Annotated in this window: 15 protein-coding genes; 14 read left to right on the forward strand and 1 reads right to left on the reverse strand. The window is 48.8% G+C overall.

Features of this window, described 5'->3' with window-relative positions; all coding sequences use genetic code 11:
- The first annotated feature begins 35 nt into the window (after positions 1-35).
- The 10 genes from alaS (at position 36) to M3650_RS13075 (ending at position 12,216) form a co-directional block, all read left to right on the forward strand.
- Entirely contained in the window at positions 36-2,678 is a 2,643-nt protein-coding gene (alaS, locus tag M3650_RS13030; RefSeq protein ID WP_251575274.1) for an alanine--tRNA ligase, read from the forward strand.
- A gap of 160 nt (positions 2,679-2,838) precedes the next feature.
- Positions 2,839-3,099 carry an IreB family regulatory phosphoprotein gene (locus M3650_RS13035; RefSeq protein WP_026011276.1) on the forward strand — a complete coding sequence of 87 codons (261 nt, stop codon included), beginning with the start codon at positions 2,839-2,841 and terminating at the stop codon, positions 3,097-3,099.
- 120 nt (positions 3,100-3,219) lie between these two features.
- Positions 3,220-3,636 carry a Holliday junction resolvase RuvX gene (gene ruvX / locus M3650_RS13040; RefSeq protein WP_019423625.1) on the forward strand — a complete coding sequence of 139 codons (417 nt, stop codon included), beginning with the start codon at positions 3,220-3,222 and terminating at the stop codon, positions 3,634-3,636.
- Positions 3,637-3,645: 9 nt separating this feature from the next.
- Positions 3,646-3,945, forward strand: a complete 300-nt coding sequence (locus M3650_RS13045) for a DUF1292 domain-containing protein (protein ID WP_019423624.1) — start codon at positions 3,646-3,648, stop codon at positions 3,943-3,945.
- On the forward strand, positions 3,942-4,241 hold the full coding sequence (locus M3650_RS13050; protein WP_019423623.1) for a DUF1292 domain-containing protein: 300 nt from the start codon (positions 3,942-3,944) through the stop codon (positions 4,239-4,241). Before M3650_RS13045 ends, M3650_RS13050 begins: the two co-directional genes overlap by 4 nt.
- Before the next feature lie 89 nt (positions 4,242-4,330).
- Positions 4,331-5,392: an endolytic transglycosylase MltG gene (gene mltG / locus M3650_RS13055; protein WP_251575278.1), complete on the forward strand. Its 1,062-nt coding sequence runs from the start codon at positions 4,331-4,333 to the stop codon at positions 5,390-5,392.
- A 19-nt stretch (positions 5,393-5,411) separates the two neighbouring features.
- Positions 5,412-6,347, forward strand: a complete 936-nt coding sequence (locus M3650_RS13060) for a peptidase U32 family protein (RefSeq protein WP_251575630.1) — start codon at positions 5,412-5,414, stop codon at positions 6,345-6,347.
- Between the two features lie 16 nt (positions 6,348-6,363).
- A complete protein-coding gene (locus tag M3650_RS13065; RefSeq protein WP_019423620.1) occupies positions 6,364-7,704 on the forward strand; it encodes a peptidase U32 family protein in 1,341 nt (446 codons plus the stop codon).
- Between the two features lie 454 nt (positions 7,705-8,158).
- Entirely contained in the window at positions 8,159-10,285 is a 2,127-nt protein-coding gene (locus M3650_RS13070; RefSeq protein WP_251575282.1) for a methyl-accepting chemotaxis protein, read from the forward strand.
- A gap of 173 nt (positions 10,286-10,458) precedes the next feature.
- Positions 10,459-12,216, forward strand: a complete 1,758-nt coding sequence (locus M3650_RS13075) for a peptidoglycan D,D-transpeptidase FtsI family protein (RefSeq protein WP_251575284.1) — start codon at positions 10,459-10,461, stop codon at positions 12,214-12,216.
- 46 nt (positions 12,217-12,262) lie between these two features.
- Here M3650_RS13075 and M3650_RS13080 read toward each other — a convergent pair whose 3' ends face one another.
- Positions 12,263-13,414 carry an AI-2E family transporter gene (locus M3650_RS13080; protein ID WP_251575286.1) on the reverse strand — a complete coding sequence of 384 codons (1,152 nt, stop codon included), beginning with the start codon at positions 13,412-13,414 and terminating at the stop codon, positions 12,263-12,265.
- A gap of 145 nt (positions 13,415-13,559) precedes the next feature.
- Here M3650_RS13080 and M3650_RS13085 point away from each other — a divergent pair, with 145 nt between their 5' ends.
- From M3650_RS13085 to opp4C, 4 genes are all read left to right on the forward strand, one after another.
- Positions 13,560-14,933 (forward strand): polysaccharide deacetylase family protein, encoded by a 1,374-nt coding sequence (locus M3650_RS13085; protein WP_251575287.1) that lies wholly within the window; start codon positions 13,560-13,562, stop codon positions 14,931-14,933.
- A gap of 514 nt (positions 14,934-15,447) precedes the next feature.
- Entirely contained in the window at positions 15,448-17,190 is a 1,743-nt protein-coding gene (locus M3650_RS13090) for an ABC transporter substrate-binding protein (protein ID WP_251575292.1), read from the forward strand.
- 78 nt (positions 17,191-17,268) lie between these two features.
- The gene (locus M3650_RS13095) at positions 17,269-18,225 is read left to right on the forward strand and encodes an ABC transporter permease (protein ID WP_019423613.1); all 957 of its coding nucleotides are present in this window, start codon (positions 17,269-17,271) and stop codon (positions 18,223-18,225) included.
- 15 nt (positions 18,226-18,240) lie between these two features.
- Complete coding sequence (gene opp4C / locus M3650_RS13100; RefSeq protein ID WP_233698135.1) at positions 18,241-19,167, forward strand: oligopeptide ABC transporter permease; 927 nt, start codon at positions 18,241-18,243, stop codon at positions 19,165-19,167.
- The last annotated feature ends 6 nt before the right edge of the window (positions 19,168-19,173 follow it).

Below are 19,173 nucleotides of genomic sequence, written 5' to 3' on the forward strand. Positions count from 1 at the left end.
TGATACCAAACCTATTGAACTGGGGGCTTCCATTCATGAAAGCAAGTGAAATTCGTACAAAATGGCTGAAGTTTTTCGAAAGCAAAGGACATCATATCGAACCGAGCGCCTCGCTCGTGCCGCATAACGATCCGTCGTTGTTGTGGATTAATGCAGGCATGGCTCCGCTCAAACCGTATTTTGACGGACGGGAAAAACCGGAAAATCCGCGTATCGCCAACTCGCAGAAATGCATTCGCACCAATGATATCGAAAACGTCGGCAGGACGCGGCGTCACCAGACGTTTTTTGAAATGCTGGGCAACTTCTCGATTGGAGACTACTTCAAGGAAGAATCGATTACGTGGGCATGGGAGTTCCTGACGGACAAGAAGTGGATTGGCTTCGACCCGAACCGGCTGTATGTTACCGTATATAACGAAGATGAGGAAGCATACAAGCTGTGGAACGAGAAAATCGGTCTTTCTCCTGAACATATCATTAAGACTGGCGACGATAACTTCTGGGATATCGGCGAAGGGCCCTGCGGTCCATGTACGGAAATTTTCTATGATCGCGGCGTGAAGTACGGGGATCCCGAAACAGATCCGGAGTGCTACCCGAGCGGTGAGAACGAGCGTTATCTCGAAGTGTGGAACCTCGTGTTCTCTCAATTCAACCACAACAAAGATGGCAGCTATACGCCGCTTCCGAACAAGAACATTGATACCGGCGCGGGCTTGGAACGCTTTGCATCTATTTTGCAGGACGTGGACTCGAACTTCGATACCGACCTGTTCCAGCCGATTATTCAAGCGACTTGTCAGATTGCTGGTGTGAAGTATAACGAAAATCCCGAATATGATGTGGCGCTCAAAGTTATTGCCGACCATGTTCGTACAGTAACGTTTGCCGTAGGCGACGGCGTGCTGCCGTCCAATGAGGGAAGAGGGTACGTCATCCGCCGCTTGCTGCGCCGTGCCGTGCGATATGGCAAAGTGCTCGGCATCGATCGCCCGTTCCTGGTCGATCTGGTTAAGACCGTCGGCGATGTGATGGGCGTGTACTATAATGAAGTGCTCGAGAAGCGTGAATTTATTGAAAAAGTGATTAAGAGCGAAGAGGAGCGCTTCCATGAAACATTGGTGGAGGGACTCGCTATTCTGGCGGACATGGCTTCCGCGGCGAAAGCCGAAGCCCGTTCTCAGATTACTGGAGCCGAAGCGTTCAAGCTGTATGATACGTATGGCTTTCCATTTGATTTGACGGAAGACTATGCGGCTGAGCATGGTTTGACGGTAGATCGAGATGGCTTTGACCAGGCAATGCAGGAACAGCGCGATCGTGCGCGTGCCGCGCGCCAAGATTCAGGAAGCATGAAGGTGCAAGGCGGACCGCTCGCTGATTACACGACTAAAAGCGAGTTCATTGGTTATAATGAATTGGTAACTGACGCCAAAGTTCTGGCCATTATTGTAGAAGATCAGACAGCGGAAGAAGCGCAAGCCGGCATGACTTGCCAAGTCGTGCTTGACCGCACGCCATTCTATGCAGAGAGCGGCGGACAAGTGAGCGACTTCGGTCTGTTAAGCGATGTTGATTCGGACTTGAAGGCGCGCGTAGAAGATGTGATGAAGGCGCCGCACGGCCAGCATGTCCATCTGGTGCAAGTGGACGGTGGAACGCTGCGCGTCGGCATGACTGTACAGGCATCAGTGGCTCGTTACGCACGAGAAGATATTATTAAGAACCATACGGCTACCCACCTGCTTCATAAGGCACTTAAGCAAGTGCTCGGCGAGCACGTGAACCAAGCGGGATCCCTTGTGGAAGCGGAGCGCATGCGCTTTGACTTTTCGCATCTGGGCGGTATTAGCCAAGAAGAACTGCAAGATATCGAACGCCGCGTTAACGAGCAGATTTGGATGGGTACGGATGTGGTTATTCAATCGAAATCGATTGACGAAGCGAAAGCGATGGGCGCGATGGCGTTGTTCGGCGAGAAGTATGGCGATATCGTTCGTGTCGTTCAAGTAGGCGACTACAGCATTGAGCTGTGCGGCGGATGCCACGTCGGCAATACGTCTGAAATTGGATTGTTCAAAATTGTAAGCGAGAGCGGAATCGGATCGGGTACACGACGAATTGAAGCCGTTTCTGGCCGTCATGCGTATCAATATATGGAAGAGCAATTGGAACTTCTAAAGCAAGCAGCAGGCTTGTTGAAATGCAATGTGACTGATGTGCCGAAGCGCATTGATGGGATGTTTATCCGTGAGAAGGAACTGTCCCGCGAGAATGAATCGTTAAAGGCGAAGCTGAGCAGCATTGAAGCCGGTCAATTGACTGATCAAGTGCGCACGGTAGCTGGTATTCAGGTGCTCGCTGCAAAAGTGAATGCCGGTGGAATGGACGCGCTGCGCACGACGGCAGACGAGTTGAAGGCGAAGCTGCCGGAAGCGGTTATTGTGCTGGGCGCCGCGAACGAAGATAAGGTTAACTTTGTCGTGGCTGTATCGCCTGTGCTCGTGAAGCAGGGACTGCATGCAGGCAAGCTGATTAAAGAGTTGGCAGCCGTATGCGGCGGCGGCGGCGGCGGCCGACCAGACATGGCGCAAGCGGGCGGCAAGAATGCTGACAAGCTGGATGAGGCGCTTGGTCTGGTGGAACAATTAGTGTCCAATCAAGCTGGCGCATAAGTGTTAGCATTGCAAATTCAGGGAAAAGAGTTAGAATGAGAACAAACGGTCCGCTTCATCGCATTCTCGTCAATTATGTGAATTGATTGTGCAATGAAGCGGAATATTTTCTAGTTTGTTCGGGTATGTGTTATGATAAGAGTAAAGCGAGGTGACGGCGATGAATTCCATGGATAAGACGATGAAGTTCAATGTGAAGGCGGAAGAACAGGAAGCATCCAATCAAGATATACTTCTGTCTGTCTATGATGCGCTTTTGGAGAAGGAGTACAACCCCATTAACCAAATCGTCGGTTATCTGCTATCTGGGGATCCCGCTTATATCCCGCGGCATAACAATGCTCGAAGTTTAGTGCGCAAGAAGGAACGGGACGAACTTATTGAAGAATTGGTCCGCTTCTACTTGAATCATCACCGTTAAGCCGCGTGGATTAACGGAGTTCGCAACTTAAAATGCACGTGTCGAATAACTTCTTGGGATGCTTCATGATCTAAAGGAACTTATTAAACAACCTCTAGAAGTGAGTGCAGGAGATATCGGATGAAGATACTTGGATTGGATTATGGAGACCGTAAGATTGGCGTCGCGGTTAGTGACGCTTTCGGATGGACGGCACAAGGACTTGAAGTCATTGTGCAGCGCAAGCCCGGGGACGCGATGCGTCGAATCGGAGAGATCGTGCGCGAGCACGGCGTCGAGGAAATTGTTCTTGGCTTGCCAAAGAACATGAACGGTACGATTGGACCGCGTGGCGAATTAAGCAAGTCATTTGCTGAAGAATTACAGCAGTCGTTCGGATTACCCGTTCACCTGTGGGATGAACGCTTGAGTACGGTGTCAGCGGAGCGCACATTGCTCGAAGCTGACGTTAGCCGCAAGAAGCGTAGACAAGTCGTCGATAAAATGGCGGCAACCATTATTTTACAAACATATCTTGACTATCAATCAAGAAGGTGAGGGGTTAACATGACACAAGACAACCATTTGCAAGAAGAACCGGAGATCATTTATATTCCGGACGACGAGGGGAACGAGGAAGAATTCGAGGTCATTATGAAGTTCGAAGTGGATGGCTCGGATAACAAATATATGATGGTCGTTCCTATGGATGCTGAAGACGATGAAGCAGATGAAGTGTACGCGTTCCGCTATGAAGAAGAAGGTGATGATCTGAAGCTCTACGTCATTGAAGACGAAGAGGAATGGAACATCGTTGAAGAAACATTTAATACGCTTGTAAGCATGGATGAGGAGAATGAAGGGTGAACGAATCGCTTGACATTCAATTCATCGACCGTCTGAAGAGCGTCTACGGCGATAGCATTGAAATGACCGATGATCGCGGAGAAATCCGCGTGCTGTCTTTGGCAGCAGAATTTGAATACCGCAATCGCGCGTACGCGGTGCTCTTGCCGGAAGGCGAGCGAGATGCGGAGCCGGATTTGTTCCGTATCGTACAGGGCGATGCGGAACAATGGCAGCTCGAGAGCATTAATGACGACGACGAGTGGGAAGAGGTAATGGAGCGTTACGATGAAGTTGCTTATCGCGACGCATTCTGATATTGCAATCCCGTGTTATAAGATACGTAAGCATGATCTCGGCGAAAAGAGCGGAAAACCGCTCTTTTTCCATGTAGGAGAGTGAATGGATGAGGACAGGTTCCAAAGTGCTGCTTGCCATTATCCTTATTGTCGCCTTAGCGGCCGGCGGGGGAACATGGTATATTTGGAATGGCATGAAGCCGCTGCCCAAAGAAGAACGGGATATTACCGTGACGATTGATCAAGGTACCGGAACGGCAAAGATTGCGTCTCAGCTTGAAGCTGAAGGCGTCATTCGCAATGCACTTATATTTAAAGGATATTTGAAGTGGAGTAAAGAAGGAGCTCGATTCCAGGCAGGCACCTACGCGTTCCAGGCGGGCACAACGTTTGATGAAATTATAGCCAAACTCAATCAAGGCGATGTCGTCCCTGAAGAAATGATTCGCTTTACTATCCCGGAAGGCTTCACGATTGAACAAGTTGCTGACACATTAAGCAAAGACGGCATCGTAGATAAAGCTGAATTCATGCAGCTTGCGGATGATACGGCTTGGTTAACCGATACATCTTCTATGGTACAGGCTATTCCGGACAACGACAAGCTGCGGCATAAGTTGGAAGGTTATTTATTTCCAGAAACGTATGAGCTCAAAAAAGACAGTTCTGCCAAAGATATTATTACACGCATGATTCAAGAGACCGAAAAACGATTGACGGAAGCTTCACCGAGCTGGGAAACGGACATGAAGAAGCAGGGTCTGACACTTCATGAGCTAATGACGGTCGCTTCGTTAATCGAGCGCGAAGTTGTCGTAGACGCCGAGCGGGGACTTGTTGCAGGAGTAATCTATAACCGAGTCGGGGAAGGGATGAAACTGCAGATCGACGCTACGGTTCAATATGCGCTGGATAAACCTAAAGAACGTTTGTACTATAAGGATTTGGAAATTGACAGTCCGTACAATACGTATAAAATAGAGGGATTGCCGCCGGGACCAATAGCAGGCCCGAGCGCAGCCTCGATTGAAGCAGCGCTTCATCCGAAGCAATCGGACTATTTCTATTATGTCACGAAGAAAGATGGTACAGGCTCGCATTTGTTTGCAAAGACGTTTGCCGAGCATCAACGCAATATTGAGAAAAGCAAGCAAACTGCAGGGGAATAGAAAGTGGTGAAACAACATGATGACATATGAACCCGAATTGCTCGTTACAGCTGGCAGTGTGGCCGAGGTGGAGCGCATGCTCCAAGCCGGAGCCAATGCCGTATTTGTAGGTGAGCAGCGATATGGCATGCGCCTGCCGGGCGAAATGACGCTGGAACACATTGAAGAAAGCATGAATGCGGTCCGCGATCATCAGGCGAAGCTGTATGTCGCGGTCAATAATATTTTGCATAACGAACGTTTAGATGGGCTATCTGCTTACTTGCAGCGGCTGGAACAGATCGGTGTAGACGCGATCGTATTCGGTGATCCTGCTGTTCTGATGACGGCAAGAACAGCAGCGCCCAATCTTAATCTGCACTGGAATGCGGAAATGACATCCACCAACTATATTACGGCAAAATACTGGAAAAAGCGTGGCTCGAGCCGGTTTGTCGTCGCTCGTGAGCTCAATATGGAACAGGTTGTTGAGATGAAGCAGAAGCTTCCCGACATGGAGGTTCAAATTCAGGTCCACGGCATGACGAATATTTATCATTCCAAGCGCCATCTGCTGCAGCATTACTTCCGCCATATTGATAAAGAAGAGCAAGTGAACGAAGTCGGCATGGAGCGCAAGCTCTTCCTGATTGAACGAGAACGTCAGGACGAGAAATTCCCCTTATATGAGGATTCGAACGGCACTCATATTATGAGTTCGGACGACGTGTGCATCATCGAGGACTTTAAGCATTTGCTTGATGCGCGCATTGATAGCTTTAAGGTGGAAGGACTATTGAAGCCTACGGTATATAATGAGACAGTCGTCCAAGTATACCGCGAAGCAATTGACACTTACGTCGCGGATCCAGACAATTATCGATTCCAAGAAGAGTGGATTGAACGCATTCGTGCCGTTCAGGACCCTGAACGCGAGCTGTCGTTTGGATTTTTCTATAAAGAGCAAATGTACTAAAAGGGAGCGAACAGTAATGACAACACAAGTGAAGCCGCAATACAAAGGCAAGCGGTATCGTCTCGACAAGCCGGAATTGCTCGCTCCCGCCGGCAACTTGGAGAAGCTGAAGTTCGCCGTCCATTACGGCGCGGACGCCGTCTATATCGGTGGGCAAAAATACGGTCTGCGTTCGAATGCAGACAATTTTAGCTTCGAAGAAATGCGCGAAGGCGTGGAGTTTGCAAAAAAATATGGCGCCAAGGTGTTCGTAGCGACGAACATTTATGCCCATAATGAAGATATCGAGGGATTGGAAGACTATTTGCGCAATTTGTACGAGGTCGGCATTAGTGCGATCATTGCAGCCGATCCGTTCATCATTGAAACGGCGCAGCGCGTTGCCCCGGGCTTGGAAGTGCATGTGAGCACACAGCAATCGATAGCAAACTGGCAGACCGTTCAATTCTGGAAGGAGGAGGGCGCACCACGCGTTGTGCTGGCGCGTGAGACGAGCTTGGAAGAAATCGCCGAGATGAAACAGCACGTCGATATCGAAATCGAAGCGTTCATACACGGCGCAATGTGTTCTTCGTATTCGGGGCGCTGCGTCCTCTCCAACCATTTCACGGATAGAGACTCCAACCGCGGCGGCTGCTGTCAATCATGCCGTTGGAAATACGATTTGTTCGAGGATAATCGTCCGGATGGAGACGAGCTTATTAGCGCTCAAGAAGCATCACAATTCCCGGTGCTTGAACAATTCCGTCTCGGCGTGAATCAGCTGGCTCTCTTTGACGAAGAAGACAATGCCTTCGCGATGAGCTCGAAGGATCTGTGCATGATTGAGCATTTGCCTGATCTGATCGATGTCGGAGTTGATAGCTTCAAGATTGAAGGACGGATGAAATCGATCCACTATGTCGCTACCGTCGTCAACGTATACCGCCAAGTCATTGACAGTTATATGGCGGATCCAGACAATTATGTTCTGAAGCAGGAATGGCTGGATGAAATTTATAAAGCGGCGAACCGACCGGTGAATACAGGCTTCTTCTATGAAGAGCCTGACCACGAAGATCATATCTACGAGCCGGAAGACAAGCCTGCGCCTTACGACTTCGCGGGTCTCGTCATGGATTATGATGCTGAGACCGGCATGGCAACCATTCAGCAGCGCAACCACTTTAAAGCGGGCGCGGAAATCGAGTTTTTCGGTCCGAACGGAACATTTTTCAAACAGAAGGTAGATCGTCTATGGGATGTCGAAGGCAATGAGCTTGATGCTGCGCGCCATCCGCTGCAGCTGGTTCGGATCAAGGTGGAACAGCCTGTCACTTATTTCGATATGATGCGCAAAAAGAACGCGAAAGCGTGAAGATAATCGGCAATGCAGCCCTGCATGACGCAGCGGATGGCATTGCCGTTATTTTGATCCTATAGAATTTGGAGTGGTCTCCCTCCCCTTCATTCGAGAGTGATAATGTCGAGGTTAAGACATATGCCGTGTCATATAGCATGTCGTAAAACGGACGATTATAGTGGCAGTGAACCAGACTCGTCCTTGGGAATGCCGTCTCCTGATGGAAGGGGAGAATGAAGCAAAGGGGCGGTTGAAGCGAATCACCGTCAATCTGGACTCGCCACTGCACGAATGGAACATGTCGTCCCTGATGAAGAGTCCATGCCAGACGAGACTTAGAAACTTATATTTTGAATGAATGGGAGATTATTGTAATTGGATACAGGAAAAAAGTGTATGGCGTCGAATGTGTAGTAACTAGGACATATGTCTTAGGACAATATACATTCATATGGGTGAGGTGTAGCGTATGTATACCGGAAAACGTCATGTCACAAAGGCTTCACCGTCCGTAACCGAACAAAGCAGCCACTCCAAGAATCGACCATTCAGACCGCTGCGTTCCGTCGGAATGAAGCTATTTCTTCTCTTTTTTGTGAGCATTACACTGCTTGTTGGTTCCGTTGGTCTTTTCTCTTACAGTCAGGCTCGCCAAATCATTGAACAGCAACTCTCTTATTCACAAGAGCAAACGGTAATCCAGGCCGGAGAAAAGCTGGATTTGTTCTTTAGCAAATACGCTGAGCTCTCGCAGCAAATCTTGTTCGATCAGGACATACAGTCCGCCTTGTCATTAGCGACACAAGGACAGAAGCTCAACGACTATGGCAAGCTGCAAATAGCCAAAACGATTGAAAATAATTTGAAAACGTATGTATTTGGCAATGATGCGCTGTACGGCATGTACTTGATTCCTGTGGAGGAAGATGGCGCAATGCTGTTCACGTCGGGCTTGTCCGCCGAACGGCTGCGGGAGCTTCGTCATGAGTCTTGGTTCAAAGAGCTGCTGCAACAATCCGGCAGTAAAATCTGGCTGCCGACGACTCCGAACGGTGTCTCTGGACAAAGTCCCAATGAAACCTTTGCCCTCGCCCGAACGGTGAAAAGCGTGAATCGCGGCGGCACGATGTATGTGATGGTTATGGAGATTAAGTCATCCGTTCTGAAGGAGCAGTTAGTATGGAATGACGCAGACGGGTCATTTGTCCAGATGGTAAGCTCCGAAGGCAAAATCGTATACGCTGAAGACACAACACTTATTGATCAGCCTCCTCAAATACGGTTGACAGCTGAATCATCGGCGCAGAGCGGGCGGGATAGGTTGGTGGACCAAGCAGGAAATGAACTGCTCGGCGTTTATTATCGTTCGCCTGTAACGAATTGGACGTTGAATGGATTCACTCCGATACATACCTTGCTGCAGGATACGTTGAAAATAAGGAACGCGTCATGGACGGCTATCGTGATCGCGCTAGTTGTAGCACTCTTTATAGGTTGGTACGTCATGCGCAGAATCGGCCTGCCGCTTCAGCACATGCGGGACTTGATGGAAGAAGGGGCAGATGGCCATCTCGGCGTGCGAATGACCGAGCGATCGCAGGATGAAATCGGACAAGTAGCTTCCAGCTTCAACACGATGATGTCGCGCATTAGCGAATTGGTGAAGCAGACAGGGAACGCGTCAGATTCGGTGCTGCAGACGGCGAACAAGCTGAGCGTCGCTTCGCAGCATACGGCCTTGTCAGCGAAGGAAATTGTTATGGCTACCGAGGAGATTGCACATGGCTCGACTACACTTGCGGAGGAAGCGGAGCGCGGAAATGAATGGACGGGACTCACTTCAGCAAAGATGCAGCAAGTTATCGAACTGAATGTAGATATGTATGGCGCCGCCAGTGAAGTGGAACAAGCAAGCCAGCGCGGCACGGGATACATGAACGAGTTGAACCGTAAGACCGAACTATCGGAAAGTATGGTGCGAGCGCTCGTGTCGAAGGTGGATGCGTTACAAAGCAGTACGGCATCCGTACGCCATATTCTTGAATTGCTGACCCAGCTTGCGAAGCAAACGAATATTTTATCACTGAATGCGGCGATTGAAGCTGTTCGCGCGGGCGCGTCTGGCAGGGGCTTCCGTGTCGTGGCCGATGAAATCCGCGGATTGGCCGATGAAACCCAACGCTCGATCGGGGTGGTCGGAGAAATGACGGAGAAGATCGGACAGGATGTGGAGGAAACGGTATCTATGCTGGGCCGAGTATACCCAGTATTTCAAGAGCAATTGCAGGCCGTACAAGATACGGATACGATCTTCCATGACGTGAAGCGTCAGATGGGTTTATTCATGAATAAGCTGGATCGGGCAACAGAGGCGCTGAACGAGTTGGATGAGACACAGAAGGTGATGACAGAAGCAATGACGAGCGTCAGCACGGTAGCCGAAGAGGCCGCCGCCACTTCGGAAGAGGTCGCATCGTTAAGCAACGAACAGGTGTCTGTCTCTAACCAGCTTGTCGGCTTGTCCTCCGAACTCGAACAGGTGTCGCAGCACCTGTCGGAATGTTTGACCCAGTTTGCATTGAATAATGACGATTAAGTTATGAGGTATATTGCAGCAGACGGATTATAGCCCGCATTATCGTCGATAATGTGTATAAGTGCGAGTTCAAAAAGGGACTTTTTGAACAACCTCTGTAAGGACGATATTAGGCTAGAAAGAGGGTCAATCCGCCTGTGGAAAGGATACGTCAATGGGGGAGAGCAACGGTGATGAAGCGAATCGCTGTTATCGTCATTCTCTTTACCGCCATTCTTATTGTATATGTCATACGGCTTGGCTGGCTGCAATTCATCGAAACGAAGCGCTCTGTTCAGACAAGCAGCCATACGCTGCTGCAGCGTTCCGTCATACAGCGCGAACGAGGCATTATTTTGGACAATGGAAGAGGTCGCATTCTGGACCGTTATGGACGTCAATATACGGGACTATCCGAATATGCTCTCGTTTTATTTCCTGTTCACAAGCAAGCGATGGCTGCTGAGGTGACGCGGACGTTGGCGCTATGGCTTCATGTGACCGAACAGGAGGTGCTGAAGCGGTGGGAGAATGCGAGAGAGCCGTATATTTGGCCTGATTCGGCTGATGCGAAGCTTCCTCACCCGCTGACGAAAGAACAAGTGGAGCGGCTGCAGACGCTGTCTTGGGATGGCGTGCGCGCGCTTCCCGTTACGATTCGTTATCCGATGAAGGGGCAGACTCCCCAGTGGGTTGGAACGGTAGCGGAACGTTCTGGCGCAGACAAGCCTACAGAACGCTCAATCGAGGGAGTGTCTGGCTTGGAGCGCGCCTTTCAACCGCTGCTTAAAGGAATTGGTTCGACGACTTTCGTGCATTATACCGATGCGCTGCATCGTCCGCTCTATGGGTTGGATGTCAGAATACGGCGGCCCGACAATCCATATTATCCGTTGCGGCTGCTGACTACGACCAGCATGGAGCTGCAAGCGGAGATCGAACAAGTAATGGACCGGAACGGCATGAAAAAAGGATCGGTTACCGTGTTGGATGCGCGAACAAGGGATGTGGTTGCCATGGTGTCCCGTCCGGCTTTTAATCCGAATCATGTCGATCCGCATAAGGGAGACTGGAACAATCGTGCACTTAAGGCACTAGCCCCCGGATCCATATACAAATTATTCATTGCTGCCGCAGCGCTGGATGCAAAGGTGACGGATCCGGAAGAGGTGTTCCATTGTGACGGGCAGTATGGAAAGTACGGATTGTCTTGTTGGCTGCCTGAGGGACATGGGGCACTGACCTTGCGGGAGGCGCTTGCGAAGTCATGCAATGTCGTCTTCGCAGAATTGGGTGAACGGCTCGATGCCCGCACGATTGCGAGCTACGCCTCCAAGCTGGGGATGAGCGGCAAGGTAGGGATGGTATCTGATGACAGGTTAGGTCATTCCGCACTGCGCCATTTCGATGGGGAAGAAGACAGCCGCGTCTTTCATTCGTCAGCTGATGTGCATACTGTAGACGGTGGTGTAAAGGCGCAACTGGGTATTGGTCAACGGGATGTGCGGCTTACTCCGCTTGCGGCTGCGAACTTCGTCGTTACTTTATTGCAGGGCGGAGTAAATGGAGAACCCCGACTTGTGCAGGAAGTTCAGTATGCGCATGGTCTGCCGCTCGCTCAATTCGCCGCACGGCCGAAGGTGGAACAGGCAATAAAGCCGTTTACGGCTCGATATATTCAGCGCTGGATGGAAGATACTATACAATATGGAACAGGGCAAGCGCTGCGTCATGCGACATGGCGGCTTGCTGGCAAGAGCGGGACCGCACAAGCAGATGCTTTTGGGACGAATCGGCTCCATACATGGTTTGTCGGATACGGGCCAGTTCAGAAGCCGCGATTTGCCGTTGCAGTAGTAAGCGAAGAGGAAGCGGCGGGCCCATCCCATCGAGCTACCCTCGTCTTTGGTGAAGTGATGGATGTGTTGGCTGAGTATTCGCTTCATAAATAAATAAATAACGCCGCTTCTCCGGGATAATGGAAAGCGGCGTTATTGCTTATTTGGTGGGTTGTGCAGGTTCTTCGGGTTCCTTGGCCACGTCTGGAGAAGCATCGAACGGATTGGAGATGAATTCTTCTTTAGGCATACGAATCCATTCTTTCAAATAACCTTGATCGTATAGGGCTTTCACTAAGATGAGCAAAATTGGCGATAACACCACGCCAATAACGCCAAACATGGAGAGCGATAGTATCATGAAGGATAACATGGTAAACCCAGACACGCCGAGTGTGTTGCCTGTTATCTTCGGGTCCAGAATTTGACGAACAAGGAGCGTAAGACCTAAGACGACCGTAAGCCAAATAGCAAGAGAGCTGTTTCCAATGATGAACAGATAGACAATCCACGGTATAAAAATAAACGGGATGCCAAGCAGAGGCAGCAAGTCGAAAAGCGCGGACAGCAGTCCGATAAAGAATGCATGATCTACACCTAGAAGCAGCAATGATACGAAAATGATCGAAAATGTAACGGAAATGAGCTTCATTTGAGCTTTCAGGTAGGCCCCGATGCCCCGTAAAACGTTTTCTTTTAAAAAGTGATACGCGTTTTGAAACGTCCGCGGTGTCTTATCACGGGCTATCCGGCGCCACATATCGATCTCGATGCTCAGAAAATATGCGAGGATAATCGCGATGCCGAAGTTGAGCGTAAATGCGGAGAAGGAAGAAATATTATTGGTGAGCCATGCCAAAAAATTGATTGCGATTTTCGATCCTTCTTTGGTAATGATGCCGACGTATTCGTTCAGACGACCTGTCACCTCAATCGGCAGAGTTTCATATTTATGAGTAAGGAATGTCGTAATGTTCACGAACCCATGCTGAAGGGCGCCTACGTATTGAGGAAGTCTTTCCTGCAATTCCGCCGCTTGCTTCAAAAATATGAATCCAAGGCCAAAGATGGCGCCCAATATGATGAGCACGAACAGCAGCACGGAAATGGCGGAGGCAATGGCCTTCTTGATGCCGCGCCGATTCAGAAACGCAGCGAAAGGTTCAATCAGCATGAACACGATGAACGCTAAAAATATAGGCGCAGCAATCGAATACAAGAAACTGAACGTGTACATGACTAGGTAGACCGTCAAAGCCAAGAGGGCAATGTCAAATGCGGTCCTCCAATATTTTTGATAAAATACGATCATGAATTCGACTCCTTTTCTTCCTTAAATATCTAGTTATCATTGTACACGAAAATGAATTACAGTGCCTATTTCTTTACGCAATATGATACAATAATGACAGTTACACGTATGAGTAAGATATAAAGAAAGAAACGGGGAAAACGGGATGGAATTCATTTTGTTATGGGGTTTTTACATCCTGACGTTTTATGCGTTTCTCCCAGGCATCATCAGCCGACTGTTCGGATTTAGAGTGTTTCAGAAAGGACGATCTGACCGCAACCTCGCCCTGACGTTTGATGACGGTCCGGATCCTGTGTATACGCCGCAGCTATTAGATTTATTGAAGAAATACAATGCCAAGGCAACGTTCTTTGTCGTTGGCATTCATGCGGAGAAATGTCCTGAATTGCTCAGGCGCATGCACGAGGAAGGTCACTTGATCGGCATTCATAACTATGTTCATAAATCCAATTGGCTCATGCGCCCTAAGACGGTGAAGCGACAAATTAGCAAGACGTCGGATATTATTGAATCGGTCACAGGCAAGCGGACGACTTATTATCGCCCGCCATGGGGAATTGTTAATCTATTTGATTACGGCAATCTAGGTTACTTGCAAATTATTTTATGGTCTGTCCTATTCGGTGATTGGCGCAAGAAAGTCGGTGTAGACAGACTGTATAAGCGCATGATGAAGCGCTGCCGCGGCGGAGAAGTGCTGCTGCTCCATGACTGCGGATTGACCTTGGGGGCTGACCGCGAGGCGCCGGCCAATATGCTTGCCGCCTTGGAGCGGTTCCTGGAGGAAGCGGCGTCCCGAGATTTGCACTGCGTCCGCATTGATGAGTTGATTCGGGAAACAGACCAGGAACGGGCGAACAATCCTTCTTGGTTAAGACACGCCATTGTCCGCACGTGGTTTCTTTACGAAAGAGCGTTCCATCTTGCATTTGGATTAAAGACAACGAATTGCGTCGAGCCTGTGTTTCATTTCCGGGTGCGCCCCTATCACGGGAAATCGATGATGTTGGATGACGGTGTAGAGCTGAAGCATGACGATCTGATTTTAGAACTTCACTTTGATAATAAGCGATTATATGATATCGGACGGCGATCGCGCACTTCCATGCAGCTTGCTATCCAAATGATACGTTCAGTAGAGAAGACGTTGCCGGAGTTGGCGGAATATGTACTGGATCACCCCGATCTCAGGGTGAACGTCAAGGCTTTGTACGGGGTAAGCATGCTACACCGCGGACCCGAACAATTTGGATTTACGGTTCGCGATTTGTCTAACGGCTTATTCTCATGGATGACCAAGAAATATTTGCGGCTTCTGATGAAGGTCATTCATCCGCAAGGCCAGCGGCGTCTGCGCCAACATGCGGAACAGATGATTCCGAAGATGATGGCTATGTCGGTAGAAACGTTAATTGAGCGATACGGGAAGACAAGGAATTATGCATACGAGTCACGAACTGCAGAGCGCATGATTTTGCTTGATCAAGGTGTAGAGAATGTGCCGCATCCGTTGTAATATATTTCCTGACTATATAAAATAAGACGAAAAGCCTCAGAGTGTGAATGTTTAACATCTCTGGGGCTTTTTTTATGCGCAAGCGGAATAACCGAATTATGCATGTTTTATGCATGACTATGAAATTATTGAATGTTGCACATGAGAGGCGGACTTTTTTGGGTTATATGTTTCTCATGGTGGACAAAACGACAAAAAAGGGTGTCGAAACCAATTTTTTAGTTCAGAGTCTTTCATATATCACTACATTTCGGCATATATCGATAAAAAAAACTTATCGTGCAAAAATGAAAAAGTTTTAATCTAAAGCTGACATAGGGATTTACAAATCCGAAATTATAAAGTAGTATTATGAAAAAATATTCGTTTCCTGCTCATGGAACGGGCCTGCTTAACAAATTATTTGACCAATGTTCTATAAAGCATTAACGAATGTTTTTATTTTAATCGCGATGAGTATGTATGCAACTTTATAACTAAATATAATATGACATCATTGTAGGGGGAAAATGTAGTGAAAAAGAGATTTAGTATCATCATGTGCCTGCTCTTGTCCCTGACGCTTGTCCTGTCGGCATGCGGCGGTTCCAAAGAGGGCAGCGGAGACACATCATCTGCGGGTCAAACATCAGAGCAATCGAGTGGTAGCGGCGAAGGAGAATTGGTGGCGGACGGCCTTCTTAAAGCAACCGACCAGACAAAATCTCCAGAAGCGGCAAACAATCGTAAAGATATGGTAATTATCGGCTTTACGGCTCCAAGCGGTATCTTCAACCCGGCGTATGCTGAAACAGCATATGATATATATGTATCTGAGACGCTGTTCGAATCGATGCTGCAAGTGAATAAGGATGGCACTTATTCCGAAGCGCTTGCAGAAAGTTACTCCATTTCGGAGGACAAATTAACATACACGTTCAAGTTGAAGGACGGCTTGAAGTTCAGCGATGGCTCTCCATTGACTGCAGAAGACGTAGCATTCTCGTTGACTGTGCTTCATGACAAGTCATACGATGGTCCGTCTGACATCATCAAAGACGCTCACATTAAAGGTGGACAAGAGTACAAAGACGGTAAAGCAACTACAGTCGAAGGGGTTAAAGTTATCGACCCTAGAACGATTGAAGTAACGACTACCGAGCCGGGCGCGCTTGCATTCTCCGCAATCGGAACGACAGGCGTTTTGTCTAAAGCCTACTATGGCAAAGATTACAAGCAAGGCGACTTGGGCTATATGAAAGATTTGTTCACGAAGCCGCTTGGTTCCGGATCGTACAAGCTTGAAAAGTTCGCTGCGGGTCAAGAAGCGGTATTGACTGCCAACGAGAATTACTATAAAGGCAAACCTAAAATTCCTAATCTGATTTTCAAATTCACGACGAATGAGACGAACGTTCAACTGCTGCAAACAGGCGAGACGGATATGGACTTCATTACGGTATCCAAAGACCAGGTTGATCAGTTGAAAGAAATGGGCTTCTTGGATGTCAATTTGTTCCCGACGAATGGTTACGGCTACATCAACTTCAACCATAACCGTGATCAATTCAAAGACAAGCGCGTGCGTCAAGCGCTCACTTACGGACTGGACCGTCAACAAATCGTTGACGCGGTATATCAAGGATATGCGGACGTTATTGACATTCCACAATCCAAGGAATCTTGGTCCTACACGGATGAAGTGACGAAATACAACTTCGATTTAGAAAAAGCGAAGCAATTGCTGGATGAAGCAGGCTGGACAGTCGGCGCTGACGGCATGCGGGAGAAAGATGGCAAGAAATTTAAAATCATCTTTACGGCGACAACGCCTAACGAGGTTAATGATGCCATCATTCCGATAGCGCAAGCTAATTATAAGGAACTCGGCATCGAGTTCATTGCAGAGCAAATGGACTTCAACGCCGCTATCGAAAAACGTAAAAAAGGCGACTTCGACATGATGTTCTTGGCATGGGGCTTGACACCTGACCCGCAATCTTCCGAGAACGTCTTTAAAACAGGCGGTTCCCAGAACGATATCGGTTATTCGAATGCTAAATTGGATGAATTGTTCACGAAGGCTGGCAAAGAAGTAGACATCGAGAAGCGCAAGCCAATCTTCAAAGAAATCTATCAAGAGCTGAATGAGGACTTGCCTTACATCTACTTGTACCAGCGCCGCGATATGTGGGCAACGAACGCACGTATTCAAGGTTTTGATATGTCGCCTTACCGTAGATTTACAAATGATTTGAGCCAAATCGAAATTAAATAATACGGAAATGTGCTGCATACCAAATGCTCAGCCTGTCGGCTGAGCATTTGGGTTTATCTAAAGCTAGGAGGAATATTTATGAAACAATACGCCATTCGGCGACTGTTGCAAATGATTCCGACCATTATCGGCGTTTCGGTGCTGCTCTTTATCGTGTTTGCGATGGCGCCGGGGAACTTCATTGATTCGAATCCGACGATCTCCAAAGAGCGCGCGGCCGAATTGAAAGCCATTCATGGGTTGGATAAGCCTCTTGTCGAACGTTATTTTACTTGGGCGGAGAATACGATTAAGGGCGACTTGGGGTTGTCATTGCAGCATAAACAGCCGGTCACGACGGTGCTTAACCGTTATATGTGGAATTCATTCTTAATTGCGGCCATCGTTCTTGTCTTAAGTTGGACAATAGCGATTTTGGTCGGCGTTTTTTCTGCAGTCAGGCAGCATTCCATCTATGACGGACTCATTACCTTTCTCGTCTTTGCTTTAATGTCGCTGCCGTCCTTCTTCGTCGGATTGTATGCGATTAAGCTGTTTGCAATCGATTTAAAGTGGACCCCAGTCGGCGGGATGTATACGTCGGGAAGCAACGCTACCGGCTTGGCCCGTATATGGGACCTAGTGGAACACTTGATGCTGCCGATCATCGTGCTTACCTCGATTAGCGTCGGAGGTCTGACACGCTATTTCCGGACGAGCATGCTCGACGTCGTCCGTCAAGATTTCATTCGAACGGCCCGCGCCAAAGGGTTGAAAGAACGGACTGTTATATTCAAGCATGCGCTGCGCAACGCTCTGCTGCCTGCGATTACGCTGCTAGGCATTGAGCTGCCGGGATTGTTCTCCGGTGCGATGATTACGGAGAAAATCTTCAACTGGCCGGGAATAGGACGCATTAACTTGGACGCGATTAACGCCCGTGACTATTTCTTATTGATGGGCTTTACGATGTTCTTGGCATTGCTGACGATGTTGGGTAATTTGTTGGCTGATTTACTGTATCGAGTCGCTGACCCACGTGTACGGATGAAATAGAAAGGGGAGTTATCTGTGTCTCAAACGGTAGCTGAATCCACAGCACAAGATAGTAAAGTGCAAACGATCAAACCGGCTTCCCCGTGGAGGTTGGCGTTCAAGCAACTGCTTAAAAATAAATTTGCGGTCGGGGGACTGGTCGTACTCGTACTCATGTTTCTCATTTGCTTTATTGGGCCATTTTTCTCGCCGTATTCTCTAGAAACGATGAATATCCGCAACGGCAACAAGCCGCCGAATGCGGCACATTGGCTTGGAACGGACAACTTGGGCCGTGACATCCTGCTGCGTGTCATGCTGGCAGGGCGGGTATCTCTGCTTGTAGGTCTCGTAGCGATGATGATCTCGGTGGCCATCGGGAGCACACTCGGCGCCTTGGCAGGTTACTACCGCGGCTGGGTTGACTCCATCATTATGCGCCTTGCAGATATTATGATGTCGATTCCAAGCTTGCCATTGCTTATTATTCTCGGTGCGGTGCTGTCCGATATGAAGGTGCCGCCGGATAAACGTATTTATGTTGTCATGTTCCTGCTCGGATTTATGTCGTGGCCAAGCTTGGCGCGGCTCGTACGCGGTCAAATACTGATGCTTCGCGAGCAAGAATTCATGCAAGCGGCTGAAGTGCTTGGTTTGCGCGACCGCCGTAAAATTTTCCGTCACTTGCTGCCGAATACGATTCCAATTATTATCGTCGTGGCTACTTTGATGGTCGCTGGTGCCATTCTGCAAGAATCAGTATTGAGTTATTTAGGTCTAGGGGTTGTCCCGCCGACGCCGTCCTGGGGCAACATGATTACCGCGGCGAATAACTTAATCGACTTCCAGAAGCGTCCATGGCTGTGGGTTCCGCCTGGGGTCTGTATCTTCTTCACAGTAATTGCGATTAACGTAATTGGTGATGGTTTACGCGACGTGCTCGATCCGAAAATGAAGAGGTAGGAGATA

The sequence above is a fragment of the Paenibacillus sp. MER TA 81-3 genome (assembly GCF_023713585.1).
Taxonomy (GTDB): Bacteria; Bacillota; Bacilli; order Paenibacillales; family Paenibacillaceae; genus Paenibacillus_B; species Paenibacillus_B profundus.

What these genes read in the sequence shown, in the direction of transcription:
- M3650_RS13085 (WP_251575287.1), top strand. Translation starts at nt 13,560, where the DNA reads ATGGAATTCATTTTGTTATGGGGTTTTTACATCCTGACGTTTTATGCG.
- M3650_RS13045 (WP_019423624.1), top strand. Translation starts at nt 3,646, where the DNA reads ATGACACAAGACAACCATTTGCAAGAAGAACCGGAGATCATTTATATT.
- M3650_RS13095 (WP_019423613.1), top strand. Translation starts at nt 17,269, where the DNA reads ATGAAACAATACGCCATTCGGCGACTGTTGCAAATGATTCCGACCATT.
- M3650_RS13060 (WP_251575630.1), top strand. Translation starts at nt 5,412, where the DNA reads ATGACATATGAACCCGAATTGCTCGTTACAGCTGGCAGTGTGGCCGAG.
- mltG (WP_251575278.1), top strand. Translation starts at nt 4,331, where the DNA reads ATGAGGACAGGTTCCAAAGTGCTGCTTGCCATTATCCTTATTGTCGCC.
- M3650_RS13065 (WP_019423620.1), top strand. Translation starts at nt 6,364, where the DNA reads ATGACAACACAAGTGAAGCCGCAATACAAAGGCAAGCGGTATCGTCTC.
- alaS (WP_251575274.1), top strand. Translation starts at nt 36, where the DNA reads ATGAAAGCAAGTGAAATTCGTACAAAATGGCTGAAGTTTTTCGAAAGC.
- M3650_RS13075 (WP_251575284.1), top strand. Translation starts at nt 10,459, where the DNA reads ATGAAGCGAATCGCTGTTATCGTCATTCTCTTTACCGCCATTCTTATT.
- M3650_RS13070 (WP_251575282.1), top strand. Translation starts at nt 8,159, where the DNA reads ATGTATACCGGAAAACGTCATGTCACAAAGGCTTCACCGTCCGTAACC.
- ruvX (WP_019423625.1), top strand. Translation starts at nt 3,220, where the DNA reads ATGAAGATACTTGGATTGGATTATGGAGACCGTAAGATTGGCGTCGCG.
- M3650_RS13035 (WP_026011276.1), top strand. Translation starts at nt 2,839, where the DNA reads ATGAATTCCATGGATAAGACGATGAAGTTCAATGTGAAGGCGGAAGAA.
- M3650_RS13080 (WP_251575286.1), bottom strand. Translation starts at nt 13,414, where the DNA reads ATGATCGTATTTTATCAAAAATATTGGAGGACCGCATTTGACATTGCC.